Source organism: Planococcus circulans (assembly GCF_020023385.1).
GTDB lineage: Bacteria > Bacillota > Bacilli > Bacillales_A > Planococcaceae > Planococcus.
Genome location: NZ_JAIQCL010000001.1, coordinates 416,854 through 441,320, shown reverse-complemented (window position 1 = coordinate 441,320; position 24,467 = coordinate 416,854). Strand labels below are relative to the sequence as shown.

21 protein-coding genes are annotated in these 24,467 nt (G+C 46.8%); 12 read left to right on the top strand and 9 right to left on the bottom strand.

Features of this window, described 5'->3' with window-relative positions:
* Positions 1-72: 72 nt before the first annotated feature.
* The 8 genes from K8U60_RS02260 to K8U60_RS02225 are packed head-to-tail and all read left to right on the top strand — an operon-like array spanning position 73 to position 11,996.
* Positions 73-2,430 carry a hypothetical protein gene (locus K8U60_RS02260; RefSeq protein ID WP_223633757.1) on the top strand — a complete coding sequence of 786 codons (2,358 nt, stop codon included), beginning with the start codon at positions 73-75 and terminating at the stop codon, positions 2,428-2,430.
* A complete protein-coding gene (locus K8U60_RS02255) occupies positions 2,427-3,362 on the top strand; it encodes an ABC transporter ATP-binding protein (RefSeq protein WP_223633754.1) in 936 nt (311 codons plus the stop codon). Before K8U60_RS02260 ends, K8U60_RS02255 begins: the two co-directional genes overlap by 4 nt.
* Complete coding sequence (locus tag K8U60_RS02250) at positions 3,359-4,201, top strand: ABC transporter permease (protein ID WP_223633751.1); 843 nt, start codon at positions 3,359-3,361, stop codon at positions 4,199-4,201. Before K8U60_RS02255 ends, K8U60_RS02250 begins: the two co-directional genes overlap by 4 nt.
* A 12-nt stretch (positions 4,202-4,213) precedes the next feature.
* Complete coding sequence (locus K8U60_RS02245; protein ID WP_223633747.1) at positions 4,214-5,833, top strand: hypothetical protein; 1,620 nt, start codon at positions 4,214-4,216, stop codon at positions 5,831-5,833.
* Between the two features lie 14 nt (positions 5,834-5,847).
* Positions 5,848-6,840, top strand: a complete 993-nt coding sequence (locus K8U60_RS02240) for an AAA family ATPase (RefSeq protein ID WP_223633736.1) — start codon at positions 5,848-5,850, stop codon at positions 6,838-6,840.
* Entirely contained in the window at positions 6,837-7,697 is an 861-nt protein-coding gene (locus K8U60_RS02235) for a DUF58 domain-containing protein (RefSeq protein WP_223633733.1), read from the top strand. The genes K8U60_RS02240 and K8U60_RS02235 overlap by 4 nt, the downstream gene beginning before the upstream one ends.
* An 11-nt stretch (positions 7,698-7,708) precedes the next feature.
* Positions 7,709-9,442, top strand: coding sequence for a vWA domain-containing protein (locus K8U60_RS02230; RefSeq protein WP_223633730.1), 1,734 nt, complete (start codon positions 7,709-7,711; stop codon positions 9,440-9,442).
* Positions 9,423-11,996, top strand: coding sequence for a VWA domain-containing protein (locus K8U60_RS02225; RefSeq protein ID WP_223633727.1), 2,574 nt, complete (start codon positions 9,423-9,425; stop codon positions 11,994-11,996). The genes K8U60_RS02230 and K8U60_RS02225 overlap by 20 nt, the downstream gene beginning before the upstream one ends.
* Positions 11,997-12,088: 92 nt before the next feature.
* Here K8U60_RS02225 and K8U60_RS02220 read toward each other — a convergent pair whose 3' ends face one another.
* From K8U60_RS02220 to K8U60_RS02195, 6 genes are all read right to left on the bottom strand, one after another.
* A complete protein-coding gene (locus K8U60_RS02220; RefSeq protein ID WP_223633723.1) occupies positions 12,089-13,279 on the bottom strand; it encodes an MFS transporter in 1,191 nt (396 codons plus the stop codon).
* Positions 13,280-13,385: 106 nt separating this feature from the next.
* A complete protein-coding gene (locus tag K8U60_RS02215) occupies positions 13,386-14,462 on the bottom strand; it encodes an ABC transporter substrate-binding protein (RefSeq protein ID WP_223633720.1) in 1,077 nt (358 codons plus the stop codon).
* The gene (locus K8U60_RS02210; protein WP_223633717.1) at positions 14,459-15,265 is read right to left on the bottom strand and encodes an ABC transporter permease; all 807 of its coding nucleotides are present in this window, start codon (positions 15,263-15,265) and stop codon (positions 14,459-14,461) included. The genes K8U60_RS02215 and K8U60_RS02210 overlap by 4 nt, the downstream gene beginning before the upstream one ends.
* A complete protein-coding gene (locus K8U60_RS02205; protein ID WP_223633714.1) occupies positions 15,249-16,073 on the bottom strand; it encodes an ABC transporter permease in 825 nt (274 codons plus the stop codon). Before K8U60_RS02205 ends, K8U60_RS02210 begins: the two co-directional genes overlap by 17 nt.
* Positions 16,063-17,169 carry an ABC transporter ATP-binding protein gene (locus K8U60_RS02200; protein ID WP_223633711.1) on the bottom strand — a complete coding sequence of 369 codons (1,107 nt, stop codon included), beginning with the start codon at positions 17,167-17,169 and terminating at the stop codon, positions 16,063-16,065. The genes K8U60_RS02205 and K8U60_RS02200 overlap by 11 nt, the downstream gene beginning before the upstream one ends.
* Positions 17,170-17,185: 16 nt before the next feature.
* Positions 17,186-17,725: a helix-turn-helix domain-containing protein gene (locus K8U60_RS02195; protein ID WP_223633695.1), complete on the bottom strand. Its 540-nt coding sequence runs from the start codon at positions 17,723-17,725 to the stop codon at positions 17,186-17,188.
* A gap of 379 nt (positions 17,726-18,104) precedes the next feature.
* Between K8U60_RS02195 and K8U60_RS02190 the strand changes: the two genes are divergently transcribed.
* Both K8U60_RS02190 and K8U60_RS02185 read left to right on the top strand, forming a co-directional pair.
* Positions 18,105-18,401 (top strand): hypothetical protein, encoded by a 297-nt coding sequence (locus K8U60_RS02190; RefSeq protein ID WP_223633691.1) that lies wholly within the window; start codon positions 18,105-18,107, stop codon positions 18,399-18,401.
* Between the two features lie 98 nt (positions 18,402-18,499).
* Positions 18,500-19,159 (top strand): potassium channel family protein, encoded by a 660-nt coding sequence (locus K8U60_RS02185; protein WP_223633688.1) that lies wholly within the window; start codon positions 18,500-18,502, stop codon positions 19,157-19,159.
* A 277-nt stretch (positions 19,160-19,436) separates the two neighbouring features.
* Here K8U60_RS02185 and rnjA read toward each other — a convergent pair whose 3' ends face one another.
* Together rnjA and K8U60_RS02175 are read right to left on the bottom strand one after the other, a co-directional pair.
* Complete coding sequence (gene rnjA / locus K8U60_RS02180) at positions 19,437-21,104, bottom strand: ribonuclease J1 (RefSeq protein ID WP_223633685.1); 1,668 nt, start codon at positions 21,102-21,104, stop codon at positions 19,437-19,439.
* A gap of 2 nt (positions 21,105-21,106) precedes the next feature.
* Entirely contained in the window at positions 21,107-21,319 is a 213-nt protein-coding gene (locus K8U60_RS02175) for a DNA-dependent RNA polymerase subunit epsilon (RefSeq protein WP_223633682.1), read from the bottom strand.
* Positions 21,320-21,604: 285 nt separating this feature from the next.
* Here K8U60_RS02175 and K8U60_RS02170 point away from each other — a divergent pair, with 285 nt between their 5' ends.
* Positions 21,605-22,375 carry a Cof-type HAD-IIB family hydrolase gene (locus tag K8U60_RS02170; protein WP_223633679.1) on the top strand — a complete coding sequence of 257 codons (771 nt, stop codon included), beginning with the start codon at positions 21,605-21,607 and terminating at the stop codon, positions 22,373-22,375.
* 566 nt (positions 22,376-22,941) lie between these two features.
* Here the strand turns inward: K8U60_RS02170 and def are convergent.
* Positions 22,942-23,508: a peptide deformylase gene (gene def / locus K8U60_RS02165; RefSeq protein ID WP_223633676.1), complete on the bottom strand. Its 567-nt coding sequence runs from the start codon at positions 23,506-23,508 to the stop codon at positions 22,942-22,944.
* Between the two features lie 146 nt (positions 23,509-23,654).
* On the opposite strand from def, the gene K8U60_RS02160 reads away from it, so the two are divergent.
* Positions 23,655-24,299, top strand: coding sequence for a YkyA family protein (locus tag K8U60_RS02160; protein WP_223633673.1), 645 nt, complete (start codon positions 23,655-23,657; stop codon positions 24,297-24,299).
* Positions 24,300-24,467: the final 168 nt, after the last annotated feature.

Here is a 24,467-nt window from a genome sequence, read left to right as displayed (position 1 = left end):
TTCTTGTGAGAAGATGGAACTATTTAACTTTCCCAGCGTACTAATAAAGAGACGAGTAAAAGGGGGATCACCATGCATAAACGCTTGCTGGCATTTTTTGCTTTTGCATTGCTTATCAGTTTGTTCAGTATGCCGCAAGTATCTTTGGCGGCGCCGCAAATCACCGTGGATTCCAGTGCCGGTTTTCAAAACAAGGTGAAGTATGAAAAAGGGCTGCCGCTGCAATTTACGGTAACCAATCAGGGTTCAGCGTTCTCGGGTGATCTGGTGCTCAGCTATTCAGAGACCTATAGTCTGGGAGCGGGTTTAGCGATGCCGATCGAGCTTGCTGAAGGCGAGACCAAGACGCTGCAGATCGCTTCTTCAGGTTTGTCGGATATGTATTATACCGGCGGACCCAATGACCAGAGCATCTTCCTATTCGAGGGAGGCTGGGAAGAAGGGGAATCCATCGCTTTTAAAGGATCAAAAACGATACAGCCTTCCTATTACACGCCAATGACCCTGTTTGTCGCCAGCTTGACGGATAACCAGGATCGGCTGTTGCCACTGAAGCAGATCGCTGTTCCGGCAAGTGAAGGGGTGGAAGTGTTTCACCTCAATCAATTGAAGGGTTTCACCTTGCCGACAGAAGCGCAGGCTTGGGACATGATTGATTACCTGGTCATCGACGAATTTGCCTATAGTGATTTACCGGAGCCGACGCAGCAGGCAGTGCTGCAATGGGTTCAGCAAGGCGGCCATGTTATCACTGGTTCATCAGGGAATATGGAAGCCGAACTGGGGAATTTGAGCGAATACCTGCCCTTGGAATTGGCTGAACCGTATGAAGTGTCTGTACCTGGACTTGAAAAATCAGTTCCAGCTTATCAGGCAACTGCAAAAGAAGATGCAGAAACCAGGCTGAAAAGCGGAAATCAGGTACTGGCCGCTACGCAGCCAGTCGGTTCAGGAAGCTTGACGCAATTGAGTTTTTCTCTTGGAGACGAAAATGTTTCCGGACAAAAAGGCTATAGCCAGATGCTGTCCAAATTTTTCCCGGCTCAAATGGCTTATAACCATTCAATGGGCGGCCAATCGGTTCTCGATTACATGGCCTATGAAGTGGGGGAAGTCAATGAGTTGTTCGAGAGTTTTGAAGTCTCGAAGCCTTTCATCCTTGCCATTATCTTTCTTTATATCCTGTTGATTGTTCCGGTTCTTTATATCGTTCTGAAGAAAAAGGATAAGCGGGAATATGCCTGGTTCATCATCCCGGCAGTCGCTTTGCTGACCTCGGTCGGATTATTCGCTTTTGGTGCAAAAGACCGGATCGGCAATCCGCAAATTCAGCAGACCGGTTTTTTTGAAGTGGATGCAGACCAGGGATTGAAGGGGTATTACGTCAATTCATTGCTGTCGAATCGGGGTGGGAATTATCAATTTTCGGCGCCTTCTTCCACAACCATGACATACCGCATGGCCAATGAATTTTCAGGGGGGCAGCCTTACCTTTCCGCAATGATGGAAAAAGGGGCCGCAAGCAATCAAATGACTTTGCGTGACATGCGCTATTGGTCAGTCGAATCGATCATGGGTCAGACATATATTGAAGACAGCGGAAACTTCAGCATCGATTTGGAAGTGGCTGAAGAAAAAATCACAGGCACCATCCGGAACAACTTTCCGTTTGCAGTCGAAGATGTTTCAATTTGGTCAGGGACACGCCTGTTGGATATGGGAAGTTTGAATCCGGGAGAAGAATTAACGGTTGATGAAAAGGTGCAGGCAGATATTCTGTCGCCTGCCGCCCCAATCGGCCAGTCCTACGGTTACCAGCCGATTTCCGATTTGGAAGCATTGGATAAAGCACGCCGTCAAACACTGCTTTCCACGTCCTATGACCAAATTTCACAAAGTGGCAAAACTCCTTATGTGATTGCCTATACGAAAGATGCCATCGTCCCGATCACCCTTGAAAATCAACGGGCTTCGGTAAAATCCGTCCATTTGATCGCACAGAGCTTTAAACCGGAATTGTCGTTGAGTGGGGACATCTCTTTGAATGCTGATGCTTTTACTATGGACTTAGCCGGAGCCAGCAGCGGTGCTTATTTTGATAATGTGTCGAACGACCCTTATCTGTATTATATGGAAATAGGGGAATATGACATGACCTATACGCTGCCGGAAGATATTGAACTGAAGAAAGCTTCCTGGAATGAATTGTCGGTTGCGACGACAGGCCAAACCCTGGCAGTCAGCATTTTGAACCTGGATAGTGGAGAGTATGAAGAAATCACCCAGTCTAACCAAAAGTTCACCGATCATGCAAAAAATTACCTAAGTCCTGAAGGGACGATCAAGCTGAAGCTGAAAATGTCCGAGAGTTCAGGAAATCCGGAAGTCATAGTGCCGAAAGTCAAAGTGAAAGGAGTGATTGCCCCATGATTGAGACAATCGGATTAACCAAGAAGTACGGTTCTTTTTATGCACTTCAGGATTTGAACCTGATTGTGGAAGACAGTACTGTTTTCGGCTTTGTCGGTGCGAATGGCGCAGGGAAATCAACGACTTTTTCGATTTTGGCTACACTTCTCCAACCGACAGCAGGGGATGCCTTCATAAATGGAATGAGTGTCACTAAGAATCCGCAGGAGGTACGCAGGCAAATCGGCTATATGCCGGATTTCTTCGGTGTTTATGATCAATTGAAGACAGATGAATATTTGGATTTTTATGGCGCAAGTTATGGCATCAAGCCAAAAGAGCGGGGTGTACTGATTCCGAAACTCTTGGAATTGGTCAATCTGGAGCACAAGCGTTATGACTATGTCGATCTGCTGTCGCGTGGGATGAAGCAACGTCTATGTTTAGCGCGTGCCTTGATCCATGATCCGAAAATCCTCATTTTGGATGAACCGGCATCCGGACTTGACCCGCGTGCCCGCGTAGAGATGCGGGATATCCTGAGAGAGTTGAAGACGATGGGCAAAACCATTTTGATATCTTCACACATTCTTCCGGAGCTGGCTGAAATGTGCGACAGCATCGGCGTCATCGATAATGGAAAGTTGATCGCCCAAGGTTCCGTCCATGATATTCAAGCTCAGCTGCAAAGTGAAAAAGTGCTCCGTATCAAAGTGGTGGGGGATACGCGTTCTGTCATTCCATTTTTTGAAATGGATCCTTTCGTCTCCCAGATTGAAGAACAGCAAGATAAAAACACCATTCAGTTTTTCTATCGGGGAACCGAAGAAGATCAGCTGCGCTTGCTGCAGCAGGCAATAGCTCAAAAACTGCCGATCCTGTCCTTTTCAGAAGAAGAGACGGATTTGGAAGATGTCTTTATGGCAATCACCAAAGGGGTGGAAATCGGATGAAAACCCTAGTTACTAACCCCGTGCTGATTAAAGAGCTAAAACTGCGCTTCCGCAACATGAAAAGTTTTACAGGTATTCTTTTCTACTTGATTGCGATGAGTGTATTCGTTTTTGGTTTCATCTTTCTGGCCACTTCTTTGACTGGGAATGGATTTTTCCGTCCCGATGAGAGTTTTATGCTGTTCAGCATCATGACCTATATTCAATTAGGATTGATCCTATTCATCACTCCGGCACTGACGGCAGGGACCATCAGTTCTGAACGTGAAAAACAGACCTTGAATATTTTATTGACAACTTCTCAGACCTCTTTCCAGATCATTTTTGGAAAAATGACGTCATCGATTGCTTTTCTGTTATTGATGATTGTTTCGGGTCTGCCTATTTACAGTCTGGTATTCTTATATGGCGGGGTTTCCCCGAGCCAATTGTTTTTCATCTTCCTTTTTTACCTGCTGACCTTGCTGGCAATTGCCAGCATCGGAGTCATGCTGTCGACCTTGATCAGAAAAACCATCGTCGCCATCATTGCCACTTATGGAGCGATGATTTTCATTGCAGGCGTCACTGCATTTTTCCTCTTGATCTCGGTTCAGATATCGCAAATGGGCACTGCTGCTCCGTCGATGTCGCCGATCGCACATTTTTGGGCGACCATCAATCCGCCGGCCGTTATGCTGACCTTGCTGCAGCCGCCGATGGAGGAACAGCTGCAAAGCCTGACATTGGTCCCGATACCCTTATGGATCGGATACACCATCTTCTATATTATCCTGTCAGCGGCCTGCATTTTACTGGCAGTCAAACGGCTGCGCGTCAATATGAATAAATACAAATAAGGAGGGATTTCCATGGACAATCGTGATATTAACAGGTATGTCAGAAAAACAGGGCGCCTGTTGAAATTGCTTCATTTCAGCCGCAGTTTTCAGTTCGCTTTGGTTGCAGGATTGGTTTCAGCCACGGCTTTATTATTGATATCGCGCTTGTTCATGCTTCCTTATTATGAATTTTATGCATATGCTGCAGGATTTGCGGCTATAATATCCTGGCTTTTATTGTCCATCAAAGACTTGCCGACCACCGAACAGGCGGTGCAGGAGCTGGACCGCTTTACGCCCCATAATCAGCTTTTGGCAGTATGGAGGCTGGAAGAAAAGAACACTCTGACAGAGGAATTGACCAGTAAAACCGCACAAATCATTCCGTACAGCTACCGGCTGTTCCGGAAAGAACGAAAAGCATGGCTGCGGCCTAAGTGGCTCTTTGGCACGGTGATCAGCGGCACCCTGATGCTTGTGCTTTTGGTGTTCCCAAGCAATTTACAGAATCAGGCGAATGATGCCGAAAGAGAGATGGAATTGGTGGAAGACATCAAAAAAGAAGTCGATGAAATGGAAAAGCGGGCAGAAACGGAAGAAGCCAAAAAAGAATTGACTGCCTTAAAAGAAACGATTGAAGAAAAGGAAGATCCGGAAGCGGTTTTGAAGGACATCGTAAAAAAACAAAAAGAACTGGATTTAAAAAAACGGCAACTGGCTGAAAAAAACAACCCAGATGCCGAAACAACCTCGAAAGACCTTGAGAAAGCTTCTGACCAACTGGCCGAACAAGCTGGGAAAACGCAAACGGCTTTAAGCAATATGGGGAAACCTGTGCCATTTCCGCTGCAGCAGACCATTGCCAACCGTGAACAATCCAGCCAGGAAAATCCGAGTGGATCTGCTGATGGTGAATCTTCGGATTCAGAAGGTGAGGCAGACAGTTCCGGTGCCGGTGGACAAACATCAAGCGAAACAGATGCAGAAGAAGCTGGAAGTTCAGAGGATGGTTCAGGGAATAGCCAAAGCCAGGGCCAAGGACAGAGTCAGGGTCAAGGCCAAGGCAAAGGACAGAGTCAAGGTCAAGGTCAAGGCCAAGGACAGGGTCAAGGACAAGGTCAAGGTCAAGGCCAAGGACAGGGTCAAGGACAGGGTCAAGGACAAGGTCAAGGTCAAGGCCAAGGACAGGGTCAAGGACAGGGTCAAGGACAAGGTCAAGGTCAAGGCCAAGGACAGGGTCAAGGACAGGGTCAAGGACAAGGTCAAGGTCAAGGCCAAGGACAGGGTCAAGGACAGGGTCAAGGACAAGGTCAAGGTCAAGGCCAAGGACAGGGTCAAGGACAAGGTCAAGGTCAAGGACAAGGTGGAGGAGCCGGCAAAGGGCAGGGAAGCCGAGAGCTGTTGACCACCCCGTCCCGAATCGGTGGTGAAGGTGAAACGGCAGTCGACAGTGGAGAAATTGGTGAAGGCCAAGCAGCTGGAGAGCAGCGTGGGCCAGTTTCCGCAACTAAAGGAACCGTGCAGCCCTATGCCGATTTGGTAGGTGACTATTCGGATTCTTATTTCTCAAGTGCCGATCGCCTGCAATTGCCGTCCGACCTGCAGACGATTGTAGAGCGATACTTTACGGATATTGAAACCGACAAATAGAAAAGAGGGGTTTTATGACATATACTACCGATCAATTTACAGAAATGAGCCAATTGCTTCAGGAAGTCAAAGAGGAAATTGGACGCTTTATCGTAGGACAGGAAAATGCGGTCGAGTTTTCCTTGTACGCTATTTTGGCGGATGGCCATGCGCTGCTTGAAGGGCTTCCCGGGCTCGGTAAGACGATGCTGATCCGCACCATTTCGGATGTGCTCGATTTGTCGTTTTCAAGAATCCAGTTTACGCCTGACTTGATGCCATCGGATATTACAGGAACCAGCTTGATCGAACGTGATGCGGAAGGGCGCCAGCAATTTACATTCCGGGAAGGGCCGATCTTCCATCAAATGGTGCTTGCCGATGAAATCAACCGAGCGACGCCTAAAACCCAAAGTGCATTGCTTGAAGCGATGGGAGAAAAAACAGTGACCATCCTTGGGGATACAAAAGAGATGGCAAAGCCTTTTTTCGTTTTAGCGACACAGAATCCGATAGAAATGGAAGGGACCTATCCTTTGCCGGAAGCGCAGATGGACCGTTTTCTATGCAAAATCATGGTTTCCTATCCAAGCCGCAGTGAACTTGCCGAAATCAGCCGCCGGACGACGGGGACAGGCATCATCAACCTCAACAAAAAAATGAATACAGTTAGCCTGATCGATGCGCAGCAGATGGCCAAAGAAGTCCTGATGGCAGAAGATATTCTACTGGTGGCTGTCGACATCATCCAAAATACTCATCCAACATATTCGGAACATGAAGCCATCCGACAGTTTGTACAGTACGGCAGCGGACCACGCGGGTTGCAGAGTCTGATCCGCCTTGCTAAGGCAAGGGCGTTGATGGAAGGGCGCTATCATGTATCCATCGGCGATTTGAAGCACGTCGCCAAACCGGTATTGCGGCATCGCCTGCTATTGAATTACGAAGCGGAAGCAATCGGTAAGGAAGCGGACGAACTGATAGACTTGGTGCTCAGCACAGCCGGAAAAGGCGTTTTGAAATGACCTTGTTGCACTTGCCCGCTGATTGGGGATCACGTCTCAGCCGTTACGCCATTGGAACAAAAGCGAAAATCAGGGGCCATCACAAAGGATCGCACCGGTCGATGCGTTTTGGCAGTTCCTTGGATTTTTCCGATTTCCGTGAATATCATCCAGGAGATGATGTTCGCCATATCGACTGGAATGTCTACGCCAGAACGGAGCGCGTCTATATCAAACGCTTTCTGGATGAACAGGAAATGCGCATCCATATCCTGATCGACAGCTCGAAATCGATGGACAACAAGTGGCTGTTCGCTAAACAGCTGGCATTTTCGCTTGGGTTGATGGTCTTGGGAAGCGATGACCGCTTAACGGTTTCAGGCGGACAAAAAGAAACCATCCCTTTTCGCAAAAAAGGGAAATCAGCCAGAAAGCTGTTCGAACATTTTATGTCTTCGGTGCCGGATCCGCAAAACCTGTCGTTTGCAAAGCAAGCAAGCTTTCATGCTGCAAAAGATTCTACGGTGCTGTTCATCGTTTCGGATGGCTTGGAACCGCTGGAGGACTGGCATGTATTCTTCCGGCAGGCACCCGCCTATGCACATGATATCCGCTTTATCCACATCAGTACAGAAGAAGAGCGGTCGCCGTCTTACAAAGGGGATCTTCGTTTTATCGATGATGAAACGCGGGAAGTGTTGAACGTCACAGTTACGGAAGAGGTGCTTCTTGCTTATCAAAAGCAAAGTGAGCTTCACACAAAAGGGTTGGAATCGCTTTGCCGAACTTATGGAATCGCTTATTTGCCCGTACATGTGGAAGATGGAATCGAACAGGTGCTGTTTCATCAGATGGCGCGCAAAAATTGGATTAAATGAGGGGGAGCGGCATGGGAGCATCGAATTGGGGAATGATCTGGACAGCAATTATGCCGCTGGCCGTGATCCTCTATTATTTCTTCAGAAAAAAGTACAAAGATCAGCGGGTCTCGTCGACGCTGTTTTGGCAGGAACGGATGAAAGAACTGCAGGCTTCACCGTATTTGAAAAAACTGCAGCATCATTTATTGTTCTATCTGCAATTGGCGGCGCTAGTGCTTTGCGTATTGGGCTTGCTTGGCCCATTCAGCGAGTCGGAAACGCTTGCGGGCAATGATTTTATTTTTGTAGTAGATACCTCAGCAACGATGCTGGCCGGTTCCCCTTCTCATTTTGAAGGGCACCGTCAGGAAATGAAGGATCTTGCAGCGCAAGCTGGGGGCAAACCGGTGACGATCGTCACAACCGGAAACAGTCCGGAAGTGCTCCTCCGCAATGAGCAGGACCTTGAGTTGATCGAAAGAGCAATCGATGAATTAGCGGTAAGCTATGAAAGGGCTGAAATGGAGCAGACGATTTTGTTTGCGGATACTCTCGCGGTCAGCGACTCGACGGTCATCCACATTTTCACCGATGCCTTGGATCGTGCTGTGTTGGCCAGTAAAACCGGCCAAAGCTACCAGGTCCATGGTTTTACTGAAACGCTGCGCAATGTGTCGATTCGGCAGTTCGGCCTGTCAGAAACAGCAGACGGCGTCCGGGGGATTGTCCAACTGGTCAATAACAGCGAAGAAACGATGCCGGCCACTGTGCGTTTGTCAGCGGGAAGTGCGGAGAAAATGGTGGAAGTGGAACTGGCACCTTCTGAAGAGCTGCTTGTCCCTTTCGAAGATTTGCCGAATGACAAGCTATGGCAAGCAACTGTAGAAGTGCAGGATGACTACGCTGCCGACAATACGATGGCCAGTTATTTAGCTCCCCCGGCCAACTCCATATTGGTTGACTCGGCCCTGCATGAATTGGTCGCCAGCGGCTTCCGTTCGCTCGAATTGGATGTTCTTTTGGCAGAAACAGGACAATTGCAGCCGGATTCGAAGTTGCCGATCGTCACGAATCAAAGTGAATTGCTGGAAGGAACTGCACCGGTCTTATTAATTGGCCGCAATGATGAAACGCCATTCGACGTATCGGGACAAATTGAAATGCAGGAGCATCCGCTCTTCACGTATGCTTCTTTGGAGGAAATCTATGTTTCGCAGCTGTATCCGCCTTTTGAGGGGTATGAGACCATCGCTTCGATTGATGGCCATCCTTTTATTCAACTATCTCCAAAAGGAGACATCGCCGTGTTGACGGATATTCAATTGACTGACTGGCCTCTTTTCCCTTCATTTCCCCTATTTCTATGGAGTGCGATGGACAGCCTATCGGGTGACGCGGAATTTCTCGGGTTTTTCCAACCGAATGAACATCGATCCGTGTCTTTGGCTTCTGAGAGCGGTGAATGGGAGATTTTCAAAGATGGCTCTTACAGCCATTCGTATATAGAAGGAAGCGGTCCATTTATCGCACCTTCAGAGCCAGGAATCTATGAAGTGATTGGTGAAGATGAGACCATGTTCGTAGTTGTCCAGTTGCCAGGGGAAGAGAAGGTGCTTTCAGCGGGCACTAGCTATAAAATGGGGCAAGCGGAAGCTGCTCAGGATACCGTCCGTTTTTCGTTTGTCCCAATTATCATTGGGTTGATCCTGCTGCTGGTTGCTGTGGAATGGGAGGTGTACCGCCGTGGAATTGCGACTCGATGAACCGCTCTGGCTGTTATTGCTTATTCCTGCAGTCATCTATTTTGGCTGGTTCGGTATCAGGAATTTTTCAGTGAGCTCCAAAATTGCAAAAATCGTCTATATCCTGCGAGTCACTGTCGTCGCTTTATTGATTTTCGCACTAGCGGCGCCTTCACTGTTCCTTCCTGTAAAAGAAGAACAGGTCATTTTCTTGCTGGACCGTTCTGCCTCTCTTGAAGGAATGGAAACAGAGATGGCGACTGCAGTGGAAAATGCCTTAAACGCTAAAAAAGATCATCAATCGGTTGCTGTCTATACCTTTGCCGAAGATTTTCAAAGCCTGCTTCCGATGACGGCAGATCCGGAAACTCTGCCTCAGGAACTGACAATCGGCCAAAATGGCCACACCAACATCGCCCGCGCACTGGAACTGGCTTCAAACAGTGGAGATACCGACCTTGCAACACGGCTGGTGATTCTCACCGATGGCAATGAAACTCACTCCTCAGCAATTGAAAGTTTGAACCGGCTCAAGTCCGACCGGCTGCAAGTGGATGTCTGGCCAATCGAGCAAACGATGGAAAATGACATGGCCATCAGCCGTTTCGAAACGCCATCACGCGCATTTTTAGGTGAAACTCAAGCCTTTACTGTAACGGTCGATTCAGATACAGAGGCACAAGCAAGGCTGATTTTCTCAGTCAATGATTTGGATTTGGATACGAAAGAGATCGAATTGGCAGAAGGGCAGAATATCTTCACTTATTCATATCCTGCCAACTTGGAAGGCCTTTTGAAGTACGAAGTGCGTTTGGAATCGGCAGAAGATGCATTTCTCGAAAACAATACATTGGTCAGTATCACAGAAGTTTCCGGAAATCCGGAAGTTCTGGTGATCAACGGGGGAGAACCGAGTCCGATACCTGCTCTATTGGATACCGGCAACTTACGGGTTACTGAGCTGTCCGCGGCCCAATTGCCGAGCAGCCTGTCTTCGATCCTTCGCTACGATTCGATTATTTTTGACAATGTCTCCGGTACATCGGTTGGAGAGCAGCAGATGAACATCATCGAACAGGCCGTCCAGCAATTCGGTGTCGGCTTTATGATGGTCGGCGGCGATCAAAGCTTCGGTCTGGGCGGTTATTTTAAGACGCCGATTGAACGGCTATTGCCTGTCGAAATGGAAGTCAAAGGCAAGCATGAATTGCCTTCACTCGGTTTGATGATCGTCATGGACCGTTCGGGCAGCATGATGGGCATGAAGATGGAACTGGCAAAAGAAGCGGCTGCACGTTCCGTTGAACTGCTGCGTCCGGACGATACCTTGGGTGTCATCGCTTTTGACGATCAGCCATGGGAAATTTTGGCGACTGCCAAAATCGCGGATCCGCAGGAAGCTGTCGATAAGATTCTGGGGATTACTCCAGGAGGCGGCACCGAAATCTATCGGTCTCTGCAGCAGGCTTACATGGAACTTGAAGACTTGGAGCTGCAGCGTAAGCATATCATTCTGTTGACGGACGGCCAGTCTGCCACATCCAATGATTACGATGCATTGATTGAAAATGGCAAGGAAAATAATATCACGTTATCGACGGTGTCGATTGGCCAGGATGCTGACCGGAATCTGCTGGAGCAATTGGCAGGTACCGGCAGCGGCCGTTTTTACGATGTGACCGATGCCACCACGATTCCGGCCATCTTGTCTCGTGAAACCATTATGATGTCGCGGACTTATATAGTCGATGAACCGTTCTATCCCGTTGTCTATGACAGCAAATGGCACAATTTGTTTACAGAAGACGTTCCGCAGCTCAATGCCTATATTGCCACGACAGCAAAACGCACAACATCAGTTGCGCTGGAAAGCGAGGAGGGAGACCCCGTACTCGCCAGCTGGAATTATGGCCTTGGCAAAACGGTCGCCTATACATCAGGGAGCGGTGCCTGGAGCGGTGACTTCCAAAATTGGCCACGATGGCCTGACTTTTGGAACCGCAATGTAGCGGAACTATTGCCGAGCTTTGAGGAAATCCCTTATTCAGTGGTGCGTAAAGAACAAGGAGTTTATACGGTCGAAGATCCTACACAAAGCTCAGCGATTTTGACGGTCGCGGCCGTTGACGAGCAAGGCAATGAAATTCCGCTGCAAACAGAACCGGTTGCCCCTGGAAAAGTGGATGTGAAAATGGATGCGCAGCCAGGTCTGGTGTTCTTCAGCGTGACCAATGAAAACGGAGCAGCCTATAAAATGGGACTGACGATCCCGTATGGCGACGAATACCAAACTGCAGAAGCGAACATGCCGTTGATGACGGCGCTCGCTGAACGGACAGGTGGACAGGTACTGACTGCTATGGATGATGCTTTCCGTGATATCCCCTTTACCAGCGGCACCATTCGTCCGATTCAGTTGTATCTGCTGTTTGCCGCGATGTTTCTATTCTTCGTGGACATCACGCTTCGGCGTTTTGGACTTCCAAAACCTGTGCTAAAAAGAAAAGCCGCAACAGAAGAGGAATCTTCTCCAGCGGCAATCGACCAATTGATAAAAGCGAAAAAGAGGAACTGACTCTTTTTCGCTTTTATTTTGCATTTTATTATAAAGGGATGTTGTAAAGTAAGGCTGTCCTAGGCGCAGGAGCGATGTAAAGAAGTTGGCTGTCAGCTCCTGCTGGTAGCCAACAGCTGCTGTTTCCTCATCGACCAGGTATTGGCGATGAAGAAGCAGGTGATCAGGATAGCGGTTCCTAAAATATAAGGATAACTCATATTGATATCGAACAGGATACCCGCGAGTGCTGGTCCAATCATATTGCCCAAGCTCATATAGGCATTGTTCATGCCAGCTGCAAATCCCTGTTCATCACCCGCCAACTTCGAGATCAAGGTATTGATGGCTGGGCGGAGCAGGGAAGCGGCAGTGAAAAATACTGCCGCCACCAAGAGGATGGCCCAGAAAGAACTGACAAACAGAATGCCAATCATGGCCCCTGCAGACACCAGCAGGTTGACCAGAATCACCTTCATCTCGCCAAAGCGCTTGAAGAGCTTGTCGATAACGAACGTTTGGACAACTACGCCAACAAATCCGCCGACAGTGATCAAGATAGCGATTTCCTTCGGAGTAAAGCCGAATTTCTTGTCCGCATATAAGGCGATGGTTGATTGGAAGTTGGCTAAACCGAAAGCGAAAATGAACATGACCAGCAACATGACAAAGTAAGGTGTATAGGTGGAACGCTTCAGTTGTTGCAGCAGGTTCTCGGATTTTGCATCGGCAGCCTGAATTTTAGGCGCTACGTTTGGCAGCACCACGAAGGAAATGAAGGCTGCAATCAGCGCAACAGCAGTAGCGATATAAAACGGAAACTGAATGCTGACTTCCGCCAGAAATCCCCCGATGCCGGGTCCGATCATGAAACCGAGAGACATAGAGGCACCCAGAAGCCCCATGCCTTTTCCGCGTTCATCATATGTCGTGATATCCGCAACAAATGCCATCATCGGAGGAATCAGGAATGCTGCGCCGAGTCCACTGAAGAAGCGGGCAAGGTACAGCATCCATAAATGCGTAGCCAATCCGAAGGCCAGTTGGGATAGTCCGAAGACAATCAATCCGAAGATGATGAGTTTCTTGCGGCCATATTTATCGGAAAGTTGGCCGGATAATGGGGAGAACAGGAATTGAGCCAAGGCAAAAGTCGCGATCAATGTGCCAAGCGCCTGTCCTGCAACCCCGAATGTATCTAAATAGGCAGGCATTATCGGAATGATCAAACCGATGCCGCTCATAGCGATGAACATATTGAACATCAGTACATAGAGTGCAAATTTATTTGAACGTACGGCCATAGAGGGACCTTCTTTCGTCATTATTTCGTAAGGCTAAACTTTAGTCTATAGAATCTACATACTATACCCCAATTTCCATAAAAAAAACAGGCAAAAGTTCTGCCTGTCAGTTTTCCATATCCATTTTAAACTCCAAAAATAGTTCATTATAAGTTCCAAGCATTTCAAGTCCCAGATTTTCATAAACTTCCAGGCGTTCCCGAAGTTCTTTCGGTGGATAAAAGCGTTCATCTTCTGTCACTTCCGGATCCATCAGGGCAATCGCTTCTTCGTTCGGTGTGGAATATCCGACATAGTCTGCGTTTTGGGCAGCCACTTCGGGGTCCAACATAAAGTTGATGAAGGCATGGGCACCTTCTACGTTGCCGGCTGTTTTTGGAATGATCATGTTATCAAACCATAAATTCGAGCCTTCTTCCGGAACTGAGTAATCGATGTCTTCATTGATCCACATCATATCTGCCGCTTGTCCAGACCAGGTTACGGCCACTGCGGCTTCCTCACGGCGCATCATCTCGACAATTTCGTCGCCGATGATGGCTTTGACGTTGGGACCCATCGTTTTCAATTTATCGGTGGCTTCACGCAATTCACCAAGGTCAGTCGAATTCAATGAATAACCGAGGCTGTTCAGCCCCATACCAATGACTTCACGCGCACTGTCGACCAGGATGACTTCCTGCTCAAGTGACGGATTCCATAAGTCGTCCCAGCTTTCAAATGTCTGGCCCTCCAGCAAGGTCGGGTTGAATGCAATGCCGACCGTACCCCAGAAATAAGGAATCGAATATTCATTGCCCGGATCGAAAGGGAGATCGAGAAAATACGGATCGATGTTCTCAAGATTCGGGATAAGCTCGTGGTCAATCGGATGCAGCAAGTCGTTTTCCTTCATTTTTTCGATGGCGTATTCTGATGGCATGGCCACATCGTAGGTTGTGCCGCCCTGCTCGATTTTGGTCATCATCGACTCATTGGAATCGAATGTTTCATAGACTACGGAGATATTGGTCTCTTCTTCGAATTGGTCGATCAGTTCGGGATCGATATATTCGCCCCAGTTATAGACGGAAATGCTGCCTCCGCCCACTGTCGCCGAACTCCTTTCCAAGGCATTGACGGCATATAAAAGAATAGCCGATACAATAAGGATTGCACTGGCGGCTCTGATGATTTCCTTCATACTTTGGCGCCTCCTGTTCCAGGGGATTGTCCAGCCCGTTGAGTAAAGAAGTAATAGCCAAGGACCAGGCCAAGTGTTACCACGAATATTAAGGCGGAAAGGGCGTTGATGGTCAAGGTGATTCCAGCCCGTGCCATTGAGTAGATTTCAATTGATAAAGTCGAGAATCCATTGCCGGTAACAAAGAATGTCACGGCGAAATCATCCAGCGAATAGGTGAGGGCAAGAAAGAATCCAGCGAAAATACCGGGCTTGATATATGGAATGATAACGCGTGTCAAAATATCCCGTTTCGATGCCCCCAGGTCGGTTGCTGCATCGATCAGCGAACCGCTCATTTCCTGCAGCTTCGGCAGGACCATGATCACCACGATTGGAATACTGAATGCAATGTGGGAAATCAGTACAGATGCAAAGCCGAGCTTGACGCCGATCATGGTGAACAAGATCAGGAATGATGCCCCGATGATGACGTCCGGACTGACAATCAGAATCGTGTTCAAGGACAGAACGGCATTGCGCGTTTTACGGTTCCGCAAAAAGACGATGCCAATTGCACCAAGAACGCCGATTGCTGTTGAAATGAGAGAAGACAGCAATGCAATGATCACCGTATTCATCAAAATAATCAGCAGCCGGGTGTCATTAAAAACGGCGCCGTAATGTTCCAATGTAAACCCTTCGAAACTCGACATGGTGCCGCCGCTGTTGAATGAATAAAAGATCAGGTAGAAAATTGGCGTATAGAGAATGGCAAAGACGAGTATCAAATAGATTTTTGCGGGCTTACTTAGTTTTGCCATTATATAAGCCTCCTTTTTCTTTCTGGCCTGTCAGCATCATGATGATGATCATGAATAGGATAAGGAACACGGCGATAGTGGAACCCATCCCCCAGTTCTGTGTCACTAAAAACTGCTGCTCGATTGCTGTACCAAGTGTAATGACCTTGTTTCCGGCAATCAGACGGGTGATGACAAAGAGTGACAGGGCAGGGATGAAAACAGCTTGGACGCCAGATTTAACACCGTTGATGGCCAAAGGAAAAATGATGCGTCTGAAGGTGGTGAAAGACGAAGCACCCAGATCGCGTGATGCGTCGATCAACGCGGGATTGATTTTATCCAGCGAATTGAAAATCGGCAGCACCATAAACGGAATGAAAATATAAACTGAAACAAAGATAAAGCTGAAATCGGTGAACAAGATCTGCAAGGGACCGGCACCGAGCGCCTGAAGAAGCTTGTTGGCCGGCCCGTATAACCCGAAGATCCCGATAAAGGCATAGGCTTTCAACAGTAAATTGATCCATGATGGTATGATGATCAGCAATAACCATAGCTGCTTATGCTTTGTCTTGGTCAGCCAGTAGGCTGTCGGATAGGCAATCAGAATGGTGATCAATGTAATCAGGAAGGCATACCAGAAAGAACTCAAAGTCATCCGTAAGTAGACGGAGGAAAAGAAGTTCTGATAATTTTCCAGGGTGAAAGCTCCGGTCAAATCCAAAAATGAAAAATAGAAAATCAACGCAATCGGTGCGATGACGAACAAAGCGATCCAAATATAATAAGGGGCGAGGTATAACGGGCGTGATGGGCTATCTTTCATTGACTGCCGCTCCGTAGGACTCCAGTCTTGCATCAAACGCTTCTTCCGACTCGTTCAAACGCATGACATGAATTGCTTCTGCTGAGAAGTCCAAACCGATCTGTGAACCGACCTCTACTTTTTTTGTGGAGTGCACCAGCCATTCATTGCCGACTTCGTCGATGGTAGAGATTTCAAAATGGACCCCTCTGAACAATTGGGTATCGACGGTAACGGCCATTTTGCCGACGCCGTTTGCGGTGATTTCCAGGTCTTCAGGCCGGATGACGATTTCTACCTGTTCATTAGGATTCAGCCCTGCATCCACGCATTCAAAATCCTTGTTCGCGAAACGAACCTGGTAATCGGCAATCATCTCACCGCTGACGATATTCGACTCTCCGATAAAATCAGCGACAAAGCGATTGATCGGTTCGTCATAAATGTCCATCGGCGTGCCGCTTTGCTGGATTTGGCCAGCATTCATGACAAAAATTTCATCAGACATGGCCAGTGCTTCTTCCTGGTCATGCGTAACAAAAACAAAAGTTTTCCCAAGGCGCTGCTGAAGTTCACGCAGTTCATACTGCATCTCTGTCCGCAGTTTCAAGTCCAAAGCAGATAAAGGCTCATCGAGCAAGATAACTTCCGGATCATTGACGATAGCCCGGGCAATGGCGACGCGCTGGCGTTGGCCACCGGACATTTCTGCAATCTCACGTTTTTCATAACCTTGCAGATTGACGAAAGCTAAAGATTCCCGCACTCGGCGCTCAACTTCAGAGCCTTTGACTTTCTTGATGCGCAAGCCGAACGCGATGTTTTCAAATACATTCAAATGAGGAAACAAGGCATAATCCTGAAATACGGTGTTGACTTGGCGTTGATTGGCCGGCACGGTGTTCATTTTTTTACCTTCAATATAAATATTGCCCTTGCTCGGTGTAGCAAAACCGGCAATCAGACGTAGAATGGTTGTTTTACCGCAGCCTGACGGGCCAAGCAATGTGTAGAATTTTCCTTTTTCAAGTTCAAAGCTGACATTGTCCAAGACATTGCCGGCACCTTCGTATGTCTGAGTGACATTTTCGAAGCGTATAATAGATGTTTCGGTCATAACGATCCCTCCTGAATTATAAATAAGATTGTGTGGCGACGATGATCACTTCGGATATTCCATCAAAATCGTTGATCAGCTGATGGTGATTGGAAGCTTCAAAGTAAATGGAATCGCCGGCAGCGGCAGTGTATTGATGATCTCCGATTCTGAGCAGGACCTGTCCTTCCAGAACGTAGATGAAGGTTTCAGCAGAAGACGGTTCAAACTTTTTAAAGTGGCCATTTGCCTGAAAGGTCAAAAAGACAGGTTCCATTTCCTTCTCATTCGATGTGGGGATGAGCCATTCCACTTCATATCCCGCTTCTTCATCGATATGTGCCGTATGGTCAGCGGTGGAATATACGACTTTAACATCGTGTTCATCAGCGAAAAACTCTTTAGGGGTAGTTCCCAAAACTTCGAGTAAGCTGAAAAATGTTTCAATAGAAGGGGAATTCATATTCCGCTCCAGCTGAGAAATAAAACCTTTGCTCAGGTCTGTCCGTTTTCCGAGCTCTTCCTGAGTCAAACCATTCATTAATCGGAGGCGTTTGATTTTTGTTCCGATGTCCATCAGAATTCTCCTCGCTTCATCGTTAAGTAATACTTGCAGAAAGTTTAGTTAAAATATACTTTTAGTTTACTAATAGCATATATTCATTATACGAGACGACTGATATTTTTCAAGTTAAAAATTATTTTCAATAAGGGATTGTTATCTATTGCAATTTACCGGCAGTATTTACTATCATAGAGAAAGTGTGAAATTAATAATGTTGTTCCTAACCGGTATCTAACTGATAAAAACCTAAAAATGAACGATTATAAAAAATGAAACCATAACAATGGAAACCATGGCCTTTATGCGTACATAAAGGAAGGGAAGCAGGTATGCTGCTGACTTGAGCAAGTCCAATCTTTCCAGCTCGACCAAAACTCTAGGAGTGATCAATGTGAACGGCAAAATGAATTTCTTTCTTGACCCCAAAAATCGGGTCATTCAAAAACCATCAATTATGAATTATAAACAGGACCAGCAAGGTTTGTACCTTGTGGCAGACAAGCGCTTCATCAACTGGATGGATGTCCATACGTATTGTCATAGCTGCTTGTCGGCACTTACTTTTGACGATGAATTTGACGCAAGTTATTGCGCCAGCTGCAATGAATGGCGGGAAGAACCCTGTACAGACATCAGCTGTGAATATTGTGAAAACCGGCCGAAACGCCCATTGGATCCCCGCCGATAAGCGGGGTTTTTTTCTTGCAGCAGTTCTTTATGGATAAGATTTTTAGTTCGAGCCATATATGGTAAAATAAAGCCACTTGAACTAGTTGGAGGATGGATATGAAAAAGGAATTTGTAGTCATTGGACTGGGCCGTTTTGGCGGCAGCATTGTACGTGAATTGATTGAACAAGATGCGGACGTAATGGCGATCGACAAAGATTCGGAACGGGTGGATGAATTCTCTGCGATTGCGACTCAGGCCGTTGTTGCAGATACGACAGATGAAGCCGTATTAAAATCGCTGGGCATCCGGAATTTCGAGCATGTGATTGTGGCAATCGGTGAAAATATTCAAGCCAGTATTCTAACGACTCTGATGCTGAAGGAAATCGGCGTGAAGAAAATTACGGTAAAAGCGCAAAACGATTACCATGCTAAAGTATTGAACAAAATTGGTGCAGACAAAGTGGTCCATCCGGAACGTGATATGGGCATCCGGATTGCCCATAACATCCTCTCCAATAATGTACTGGATTACTTGGAGCTATCCGATGAACATTCCATCATGGAAATCAAAGCAAACCATAAGCTCGCTGGCTATACCTTGATTGGCCTAGATATTCGTGCCCGTTATGGCATCAACATCGTAGCCATCAAAAGGGGAGAAGACATCATCGTTTCCCCGCAGGCCGATATGGAAATCGAACAGGAAGATATCCTGATCATCATCGGATCTGATGCGGACATCAACCGTTTTGAGAAGAAGATGATGAACTAATAAAAGATTGGCAGAGCCTTATCATAAGTAAACAAAAAAGAAGCATTGGATTTTACTCCAATGCTTCTTTTTTGTTAGATTTAATGCGAGTGCCAATAAGATCTATCGGGCGCTTGCGCTTGTCGAGGCTTAACGGCTGCTTGCGCTTTTCTATGTCCAGCTCCAGCAGCCAGCCTCTCGAGTCGCTTCAACCATACCAGCAATGGCAAAGAACGCCATTACCGGTAAGGCTTCCAGCGCTTGTCGAGGCTTAACGGCTGCTTGCGCTTTTCTACTACTAAACTTCCATAATCACCGGCAAAATCATTGGGCGGCGTTTTGTTTTTTCGTAAAGGTACGGCCCAAGAACGTCAGAAATGTCGTTTTTCAATTCTGCCCATTCCGTGTTTTTGCTGTGTATTTTTTTGTTCAGATGACGGTTCAGCATTTGCTGAGCCTCATAGATCATGGTGCCTGACTCGCGCATATAGACAAATCCGCGTGAAATGATATCAGGTCCGGAAACCATTTTGTTCTTTTGCATATCGACGCTTACGACGACGATGACCAAGCCTTCTTCCGAAAGCACGCGACGGTCACGCAGAACGATGTTGCCGATGTCGCCGATTCCGCTGCCGTCGATGTAAACATCGCCGGATGGAACGCGTCCAGCTACAGAAGCTTCATCCTGCCCTAAAGCAAGAACTTCACCATTTTCCATGATGAATGTGTTTTCAAGTGGAACGTCACATTCAACAGCCAAGCCCGCATGCGTTTTTAACATCCGGTATTCACCGTGTATCGGCATGAAGTATTTCGGTTTGATCAAACGAAGCATCAATTTGTTTTCAGGTTCTGAACCGTGGCCTGATGTATGGATATTGTTAAGTGATCCGTGAATTACATCTGCTCCGGCGCGAAACAATAAATTGATTGTTCGATTGACGCTGCTCGTATTGCCCGGAATCGGAGAAGACGAGAAGACGACCGTATCGTTCGGCTGAATTTGAATTTGGCGATGTGTTCCGTTGGCGATTCTCGAAAGAGCGGCCATCGGTTCACCTTGTGAACCGGTGCAGAGGATCAATACTTCGTTTGCCGGCAAACGATTTAAAGTTTGCGTATCCACAAAAGCATCTTCCGGAGCATTGATGTAACCAAGCTCGCGGCCGATCGTCATCGCGTTGTCCATGCTGCGTCCGAAGACGGCGATTTTACGGCCTTGTGCGACCGCTTCATCGGTTACCTGCTGGAGACGGTAGATATTCGACGCGAAAGTAGCGAAAATCAAACGGCCATCAATTTTTCTCATGATTTCCTTGATGGAGTCGCCGACTTTTCGTTCAGACATCGTGAAGTCTGGAACTTCTGCGTTGGTGCTGTCTGACAGCAGGCAAAGTACGCCTTCACTGCCGATTTGCGCCATCTTCAATAGATTGGCAGGCTCACCCACTGGGGTGAAATCGAATTTAAAGTCACCAGTATGGACGATATTCCCGGGCGGAGTTTTCACTACGACACCGAAAGCATCAGGGATACTGTGGGTTGTGCTGAAAAAGCTGACGGCTGTCTTGCGAAACTTGATGATATCATCTTCACCGATTTCCGTCATTTTCGTTTGACGCAATAAACCATGCTCTTCCAATTTTTTGCGCAATAGGCCAAGAGCCAGTTTGCCGCCGTATACTGGAATATTGATTTTTTTTAGCAAGTAGGGAATGCCGCCGATATGGTCTTCATGGCCATGTGTAATGAAGAGGCCTTTGATCTTGTCGACATTTTTTACTAAGTATGTGTAATCCGGAATAACGTAATCGATTCCGAGCAAATCGTCTTCCGGGAATTTAATGCCTGCATCAATCAGGATAATTTCATCCTGGAATTGGACACCATACGTATTTTTGCCGATTTCACCCAGTCCGCCTAGGGCGAAAACAGCTGTTTGGTCGTTCTTGACAAACTTCATAATTATTCTACGCTCTCGACTTCGTAATTTTGGGCAGCCTGTTCATACTCGAGATGATTGCCTTCAAGTAATTGAACAAGTTCAATATTGTAGTTGCGGTCTTTTAAGTGGTGTCGGACTTCTCGCTCGGATGCTGCTTCAACATAAAGGCTTTGGGTGTTTTCTCGAACTGGTACTTCAAAACGGTTTTCTTGGTAGTATACTTTAAAAATCATTGTTTGCTCTCCTTTTTCCACGCTCAGATAAATGCACTTCCTTTATATTATCATGTCATTAGACTAAAATAAAGAATAGCCCTCCTTATTTATAAAGAAGGGCTAAAACGTTTATGCGATTTTCTTTTTGTTCATGATGCCATTGAGCTGTCTGAGAAGTTTTCTTTTCAAACGTTTCAGCATGGCCAACCACTCCTTATAGCGAGTATACTTTGTTTTCTGACAATTGTAAAGAAACCGGGCTTTGGCGCGGCTACTCAATTTAACAAGAATGGAGACTAAAACATGTCTAAATTATTATTGCTGGATATTGATGGAACTTTATTGGATTCACACAAAAAATTGCCGGCTTCTGCAAAAGAAGCATTGGAACAGGCGCGTTTAAATGGCCACGAGTTGGCGATTGCAACGGGACGTGGCCCTTTTATGATCACTCGGATACTGGAGGAACTGAACATAGATACTTACATTACATTCAATGGTCAGTATATCTCTCACAAAGGGCAAGCCATCCATAAACAGGCGATCAATTCGAATATGCTCAATGAGATTTTCGAATATGCGGAGCAGCGTGATCATCCGATCGTGTTCATGAATGAAAATAAGATGGTATCGTCCATTGACTTTCATCCGGATATCGACGAAAGCATCAAAACGCTAAAAATGCCGCATCCGGAAGTGGAAAAGGATTTTTATCTGAAAAATGATATATACCAAGCGCTGCTATTTTGTGAAAAAGAAGAACAACAGCAATATCATGAAGCATTTGAGCAAGTGGACTTTGTCCGCTGGCATCGCGTATCCTGTGATATCACGCCCAAAGGCGGAACAAAGGCTAGCGGAATCGAGCACTTGATCAAAGCGACGGGACACTCTATAGAAGATACGATTGCATTCGGCGACGGTCTGAACGATCTGCAGATGATGGATATTGCCGGATACAGCGTGGCAATGGAAAATGGACACGAAGAAACAAAAAAACGTGCAACCTACGTCACGGATCACGTCGACAACAACGGACTCGCCAAAGCCTTCAAGCACCTGAAATTGATTTGATAAAGAAAAGCAGAAGCGCCCGTGTAGGTCCGACGGGCATAAGACAGACCGGCAGTGTGGCGTACTTTGCCACGCAGTTGGGTTGGCTTATGCCCCTAGGACCTGGGCGCTGGAGTCTGGACAATGAGAAAAGCGGAAGCAGCTGTCCAGCACTGCCGGGCATAAGACAGACCAGCGGAGTGGCGCTCTTTGCCACTTAGCTGGGTTGGCTTATGACCCAACGAGCTAGCTGCTGGAGTCTGGACAATGAGAAAAGCGGAAGCAGCTGTCCAGCTCTGCCGGGCATAAGACAGACCAGCGGAGTGGCGCTCTTTGCCACATAGCTGGGTTGGCTTATGACCCAAAGAGCTAGCTGCTGGAGTCTGGACAATGAGAAAAGCGGAAGCAGCTGTCCAGCTCTGCCGGGCATAAGTCAGACCAGCGGAGTGGCGCTCTTTGCCACTTAGCTGGGTTGGCTTATGACCCAACGAGCTAGCTGCTGGAGTCTGGACAATGAGAAAAGCGGAAGCGCCCATTAACTGTGGAACTTAAGGCTCGCTGAAATAAATGAAAAAAAGAGGCTCGGCTTACTCAGCCGAGTCTCTTTCGATTGCGATAGCATTTTCAATTTTGGCGAAAGGGTTTTTGGAATCGATGTGATCGAAGAACATGACCCCATTCAAGTGATCAAGTTCATGTTGGAAGGCAATCGCTGGAAGGCCTTTTAAGCGCATCTTGATTTCTTCGCCATCCAAATTGAATGCCTTGATGGTGATTCGGGCATATCTTGGTACATAACCTGGAATTGCACGGTCTACTGATAAGCAGCCTTCTCCAGCTGCTAAATAAGCTTTTTCTACTGAATGGCTGACGATTTTAGGATTCACTGCGATCAGGCTGAGATTTTCTCCAGAAGTTTCATCGAAATGCAAGGCGAATATCCGTTTCGCTTCATTTATTTGAGGCGCAGCAATTCCCACACCGGGGCGCAAATCGTATTTTTCAGCCAATTCATCATCTTGGCTGTTCACTACGTATTCCATAAGGTCTTCACCCAATTTTCGATCTGCTTCAGAAAGTGGAAACTTCACTTCCTCAGCGCGTTTTCTGAGTGTAGGATGACCCTCACGTATTATGTCTTTCATTCGTATCAAGTGATTTCATCCTTTCAAATGGCTTGCTATACAATTTAGTATAACGTAAATCAGTGGTTTTGAAAAAAGAAAAAGCTATTGGGTGGAGTTGTATTTTAATCCTCTGCATACTATAGTTAATTCATGGTAATTAAGGGGTGAATCAGATGAAGAAATTGGGGATGGCGGTTAGTTTATCTGTTTTTCTATTGTTGTCTGCCTGTTCAGGTTCGGGCATCAGGGAAGATTTGGATGGCGTTCTGAATGATACTTTCGATGCTGAAGAAGAATATCGTGCAGTGCAGGATGATCTCGAGGAGCGGGAAAAAAAGGAACAGCAATTGTTTGAAGAAATCATGGCTCTGACTCAAGAAGAACAGGAGCAGGTGGCAGAGCAGGCTCAGGAAGCACTTGATTCTGCAGATGAACGCTTGGAGTTTTTACAGACTGAAAAAGAGTCGATGGAATCGGCTGAAGAGAGTTTTACTGAAATCGACCAAGTAATCGAAGAAGCAGAAGAGGAATCTGTAAAAACGGATCTGGAAGCGCTGAAAGCAAAAATGCAGGAACGCTTTGCTGCCCATGATGAGTTTACAACAGCCTATGAAGAGTTGGTCGCTCGCCAAAAAGAACTGTATGAACTATTGAAGGATGAAGAAAGCAAATTGCAAATGCTTCAGGAGAAAGCTGCAGAAGTGAATGAGCAAAACGAGCAGGTCCAGTTGGCTGTTACAGCGTTCAATGAGTTAACACAACAGGTGAATGACTTGAAGGACGAAACAATGGAAAAATTAAATGAAAGCGAGGAATAAGCGGCCTTTACGGTCGCTTTTTCTGTGCTATAAAAGATGGGCAGAAACGCTGCTGTATTATAATACAGGTCCTAAAATTAACTGATACAGTTTCGGATATTCGAATTATCTTATTATTACTATTGTCCGAAAATGTTAGGTTCTCTATGATTGACCGAGTTATTTTTG

What these genes read in the sequence shown, in the direction of transcription:
- K8U60_RS02235 (WP_223633733.1), top strand. Translation starts at nt 6,837, where the DNA reads ATGACCTTGTTGCACTTGCCCGCTGATTGGGGATCACGTCTCAGCCGT.
- K8U60_RS02255 (WP_223633754.1), top strand. Translation starts at nt 2,427, where the DNA reads ATGATTGAGACAATCGGATTAACCAAGAAGTACGGTTCTTTTTATGCA.
- K8U60_RS02215 (WP_223633720.1), bottom strand. Translation starts at nt 14,462, where the DNA reads ATGAAGGAAATCATCAGAGCCGCCAGTGCAATCCTTATTGTATCGGCT.
- K8U60_RS02245 (WP_223633747.1), top strand. Translation starts at nt 4,214, where the DNA reads ATGGACAATCGTGATATTAACAGGTATGTCAGAAAAACAGGGCGCCTG.
- K8U60_RS02205 (WP_223633714.1), bottom strand. Translation starts at nt 16,073, where the DNA reads ATGAAAGATAGCCCATCACGCCCGTTATACCTCGCCCCTTATTATATT.
- K8U60_RS02160 (WP_223633673.1), top strand. Translation starts at nt 23,655, where the DNA reads ATGAAGAAATTGGGGATGGCGGTTAGTTTATCTGTTTTTCTATTGTTG.
- K8U60_RS02195 (WP_223633695.1), bottom strand. Translation starts at nt 17,725, where the DNA reads ATGGACATCGGAACAAAAATCAAACGCCTCCGATTAATGAATGGTTTG.
- K8U60_RS02175 (WP_223633682.1), bottom strand. Translation starts at nt 21,319, where the DNA reads ATGATTTTTAAAGTATACTACCAAGAAAACCGTTTTGAAGTACCAGTT.
- K8U60_RS02200 (WP_223633711.1), bottom strand. Translation starts at nt 17,169, where the DNA reads ATGACCGAAACATCTATTATACGCTTCGAAAATGTCACTCAGACATAC.
- K8U60_RS02240 (WP_223633736.1), top strand. Translation starts at nt 5,848, where the DNA reads ATGACATATACTACCGATCAATTTACAGAAATGAGCCAATTGCTTCAG.
- K8U60_RS02185 (WP_223633688.1), top strand. Translation starts at nt 18,500, where the DNA reads ATGAAAAAGGAATTTGTAGTCATTGGACTGGGCCGTTTTGGCGGCAGC.
- K8U60_RS02170 (WP_223633679.1), top strand. Translation starts at nt 21,605, where the DNA reads ATGTCTAAATTATTATTGCTGGATATTGATGGAACTTTATTGGATTCA.
- K8U60_RS02230 (WP_223633730.1), top strand. Translation starts at nt 7,709, where the DNA reads ATGGGAGCATCGAATTGGGGAATGATCTGGACAGCAATTATGCCGCTG.
- rnjA (WP_223633685.1), bottom strand. Translation starts at nt 21,104, where the DNA reads ATGAAGTTTGTCAAGAACGACCAAACAGCTGTTTTCGCCCTAGGCGGA.
- K8U60_RS02210 (WP_223633717.1), bottom strand. Translation starts at nt 15,265, where the DNA reads ATGGCAAAACTAAGTAAGCCCGCAAAAATCTATTTGATACTCGTCTTT.
- K8U60_RS02220 (WP_223633723.1), bottom strand. Translation starts at nt 13,279, where the DNA reads ATGGCCGTACGTTCAAATAAATTTGCACTCTATGTACTGATGTTCAAT.
- K8U60_RS02250 (WP_223633751.1), top strand. Translation starts at nt 3,359, where the DNA reads ATGAAAACCCTAGTTACTAACCCCGTGCTGATTAAAGAGCTAAAACTG.
- K8U60_RS02260 (WP_223633757.1), top strand. Translation starts at nt 73, where the DNA reads ATGCATAAACGCTTGCTGGCATTTTTTGCTTTTGCATTGCTTATCAGT.